Below are 4,070 nucleotides of genomic sequence, written 5' to 3'. Positions count from 1 at the left end.
GGTGTGCTCTCCGTATGTGAGGGTGTTACGGCCGGGCGCGGGCACGGGGGGCGGGGGGGGGGGCGGCGGCCGTTCCCGGCGCGACGGACCTGCCGGCCTGCGGGCCTCGCGGCGCGCGGGCGTCGGCGGCTCGGGTCGAAGGGTCGGCCGGCGTACGGGCCGACCGGTTTTACGGGCTCACAGGAACAGCCTTACCCCGAACGGCTCACGAGGTCTTCGACAGCGACCAGTTCTGGTAAGGGCTGCCGCTTCGCCTGTCGCGGCTCCGGCGGCCGGCCGCCGCGGTACCGCCGCGCTCCGGGCCCGGGCACCGGCGCGCCGCCGTCCGCGGTGAGGGCGGCCCCGCGGCCGGCTTCGGCGGGTGGTCGCGTCCGGGCGGCCGCGTCGGCGCACGGCTGCCGGTCGGGGCGCCGGACCGGGAGTGCCGGGCGGGCGCGGCCCGTCGCATCAGGTCGGCGGAATTCGGCGCGATCTGGCTGATGGACACCGCATGGGGTGAGCCTGCGCTCCTGCGCCGGCGGAGCCCGCCGCCCGGGTGCCCCATCGCGTTCCCTCCTCGTGCGACGACGACCCGCGCGTCCCCGCGGTGGAGGGGGCCCGGGTCTTCCGACACTCCGGAGAGCGGGAGGGGCGACCGGGAATAACAGAAACCTCTTGCAGAATTCCCCGGACGGTTCGGTTCGACGGTCCGGTTCGACGGTCCGGTTTGATCGCCGGGTTCGATCGCCCGGTTCGGCCGGACCGCGGTCGGGCACACCGGACCCGCCCGGGACGGCGGCCGGGGCACGGCGCAGGCACCCGGACTGGCCTCCACCGAGCCGAATATGACGGCTCGTCAGGCCGACCGAAGGGTCAGGCCGCGGCCTTCACCGGCTCCACCCCGAAGGCCGCCACGCCCACCCCGGAGCGCACCGCCGCGCCCGCTCCGGGTCGCACCGCCTCCACCGCGCCGGCGCCGCAGCCCCCGTGCAACCGGGCCAGCCCGGCCGCCAGGACGACCCGGTCCCCGGCGAGCCAGAGCCGCAAGGCCGCGGAGAGCGCGGCGCTGGCCGGCCCGGCCGCGGGACCACCGGTCCGTACGAGCCGCTCGCCGAGCAGCGGCAGCAGGTCCGCGACCGGCGCGGGCAGCCACAGGGTGAGCGCGAAGGGTGCCGGCCTGGCCAGAACGCGCAGCAGCGGCAGGCCGCAGGCGTCGTCGTGCAGTGCGGGGATGACCTCCAGCAGCCCGTCCACCGCCACCTCGGAGACGTCGCCGCCGTGCCCGCGCGCGAGGTCGCGCAGCAGTGCCCGCTCGGCGGCGGTGATCCGGACGGTCAGCATGACCTCGTCGCAGTCCATGGTCCCGGCCCCTGTCGTGGAGAGTTCGTGGTGTGGTCGTTGCGTCGTGGTGTCAGTCCTGTGCCAACAGGGTTCCTGCCCCGATCCGGCCGTCCGATACCGGCGCTATCAGGCCGTAGTGGCCGTCGAAGCGGCGGTAGAGCACCCGCGCCCGGTGGTCGCCGGGGTCGGTCCAGCCGACGAACGGGCGACCGGTGAGCCAGAGCCGGCGGGCCGCCTCGGCGAGGTCGAGCGGGGGCATCGCGCTGGTGCCCGCGGCGCACAACTCCGGCGTGCCGCCCGGCGAGCAGCGGTGGACCAGGCCGTCCCGGCCGGTGGCGGCGTCCGCGAAGAGGTGGAACCGCCGGTCGAGGGCGAGCAGTTCGAGCACGGCCTGCTCGGGGCTGCGGCGGGCGGGCACGACCGCCTTGTGCCGGGCGATCCGCCGCTGGGCGAGCGGGCGGTCGGCGAACTGCGGGCGGTAGGCGCTCTCGTACGCGGCGGCGAAGCCGATGTCGCCCTGCTCGCGCAGTCGGACGGCCCGGCCGGCCAGCGTGCCGAGCACCAGGTCGACGGACTCCCGTGCGGTGCCGGTGGCCAGCTGCACCCGGACCGGTCCGACGCCCGCCAGTTCGACGTCCGCCTGGGCCAGCGCGGGCCGGGTCACCGACCGGTTGCGCGAGCGGGTCAGCCGCAGTCGCAGCGCGCGGGTGTCGGGGCCGAGCGCCGTGGCGGTGGCCAGCGCCCGGGCCCGGGCGTACTCGGCGTCCTCGCGGGGCAGCTCGCCGCGGATCTCCACCCGGACGTCGAGGGCCGGCCGGTGGCGCAGACGGGTCATCAGGTTCCTCCTTCTTCGCATCCATGCTGTCCCTCGCACGCCCGTGCGGCGAGGGTCCAAAGACCCTGCCTCGCAGGCAAGCCGCGGACCACCCGGACGGACGCATCCGCGCAGGTCAACACGGAGTTTCGAGCACGCACGAAAGGGTCGATCCACTCGGCCGTTGGAGTGATCCCCGCACATTCGGCGCAACGCTCGGGAAACCGGCGCGTTTGCTCAACGTGCGCCCTCCCGCCGGGGGCGCGCGCGGGGCCCGCGCTGGGCGGTCCCCCGGCTCCCGGCCGGCCCGCCGTTGCCGCCCGGCATCGCCCGCACCGGCCACTCTGGTTGAGAGGTAGTGTCATGTCCCTGCTGACCGAAACGCGGAAGCTGATCGTCCCCCCGAGAACCGTTCCCGGCCCGTCCCCGCTGGCCCGCGCCGCCGTCCCGCCGCTGGCCCCCGGTGCCCTGCCCGGCCTCGGGCACGCCGGCGCCCTGCTGCGCGACCCGCTCGGCTTCCTCGGTTCGCTCGCCCGCCACGGCGGGGTGGTCCGCATCCGGCTCGGACCACGCACCGTCTGCGTGGTCACCGACGCCCGGCTGGTCCACACCCTGCTCGTGGCACTGGCCCACGACTGCCCGCGCGGGGCCGTCCAGGACACCCTCAGGACGGCCTTCGGCGACGGCCTGCTGATGTCCGAGGGCCAGGCCCACCGCGACCGCCGCCGGATCATCCAGCCGGCCTTCGGTCCGGACCGGATGGGCGAGTACCTGGCCGTGATGCAGCAGGTCACCGAGGAGCGGGCCGGACGCTGGCGCCCCGGGCAGGTCCTCGACGTGGCCAAGGAGATGAACCACCTGGCGCTGGAGATCGTCACCCGCACGCTGTTCGACGCCCGGCTCAGCGAGGACGCCACCGTCGCGTTCCACCGGGCGCTGCCGGACCTGGTGAAGGGCCAGATCGTCCAGTCCCTCTACCCGAACCCGGCGCTCGCCCGGCTGCCGCTGCCCGTCAACCGGCGCTTCGACGACGCCGTGCGGGTGCTCAACCGGGTGGTCGACCAGGCCGTCAAGCGCCGCGCCGCGACCACGGGCCCCGGAGCGGGCCGGCGCACCCTGCCCGCCCTGCTGCGCGCCGCGACCGACCCGGCCACCGGGCGCCCGCTCACCGAGGCCGACGTGCGGTCCGAGGCGATCACCATGTTCGGCGCGGGCACCGAGACGGTCTCCACCACGCTCACCTGGCTGCTGGACGAGCTGCTGCGCCACCCCGAGGTGGAGGCCCGGATCCTCGCCGAGCTCGACGAGCACCTGCCCGCGGGCACCGTCCCCACCCCGGAGGCACTGGCCCGGCTCACCTACACCCGCAGCGTCACCCAGGAGGTGGTGCGGCTGCACGCGCCGAACGCCTTCCTGATGCGCACCGCCCGGGTGCCGGTCGAGCTCGGCCCGTACCGCGTCCCGGCCGGCACCGAGCTGCTGTACAGCCTCACCGCGCTGCACCGCGACCCGGTGCGCTACCCGGAGCCGATGAGCTTCCGGCCCGAGCGCTGGCAGGACCGCGGCGGCTCCGGGCGGCCGTCCTTCCTGCCGTTCGGGGCGGGCAAGCACAAGTGCATCGGCGAGGCCTTCGCCTGGGCGGAACTGACCGTCGCGGCCGCGACGATCCTGCGCCGCTGGCGGCCGACGGCGGTGCCGGGCGCGCGGGCCCGCGAGGTGGTGTGGACGACGGTCCAGGCGCACGGCCTTCGGGTGCGGCTCGCGCCGCGCGGCGCGCGCTCCCCACGCGGGCGCACCGCGGCGGCCTCCCGAGAGGGCGATGCCGCATCCTCACCGGGGGCCGCAGTGCCCTCCTCGCACGGTGAGCCGCCGCCGGTCCGGTGTCCCTTCACCGGCACCGCCTCCACGACCGGCCCCACGACCGGCCCCACGACCG

Annotated in this window: 3 protein-coding genes; 1 reads left to right on the top strand and 2 read right to left on the bottom strand. The window is 76.3% G+C overall.

Annotated elements, in window-relative coordinates; genetic code table 11:
* Positions 1-852: 852 nt before the first annotated feature.
* Positions 853-1,338 (bottom strand): hypothetical protein, encoded by a 486-nt coding sequence (locus ACIQOV_RS30880; protein ID WP_401053924.1) that lies wholly within the window; start codon positions 1,336-1,338, stop codon positions 853-855.
* Between the two features lie 52 nt (positions 1,339-1,390).
* Positions 1,391-2,155, bottom strand: a complete 765-nt coding sequence (locus ACIQOV_RS30875; RefSeq protein ID WP_401053922.1) for a sigma 54 modulation/S30EA ribosomal C-terminal domain-containing protein — start codon at positions 2,153-2,155, stop codon at positions 1,391-1,393.
* Between the two features lie 342 nt (positions 2,156-2,497).
* Between ACIQOV_RS30875 and ACIQOV_RS30870 the strand changes: the two genes are divergently transcribed.
* Positions 2,498-4,070 (top strand): cytochrome P450 (locus ACIQOV_RS30870; RefSeq protein WP_401053921.1); only part of this gene is annotated, 1,573 nt, incomplete at its 3' end.

Origin of the sequence: Kitasatospora sp. NPDC091257, from assembly GCF_044757675.1 — a bacterium.
Lineage (GTDB): Bacteria > Actinomycetota > Actinomycetes > Streptomycetales > Streptomycetaceae > Kitasatospora > Kitasatospora lactacystinica.
The sequence above is the reverse complement of the archived record's forward strand: the minus strand, read 5'-3'. Positions and strand labels throughout refer to the sequence as shown.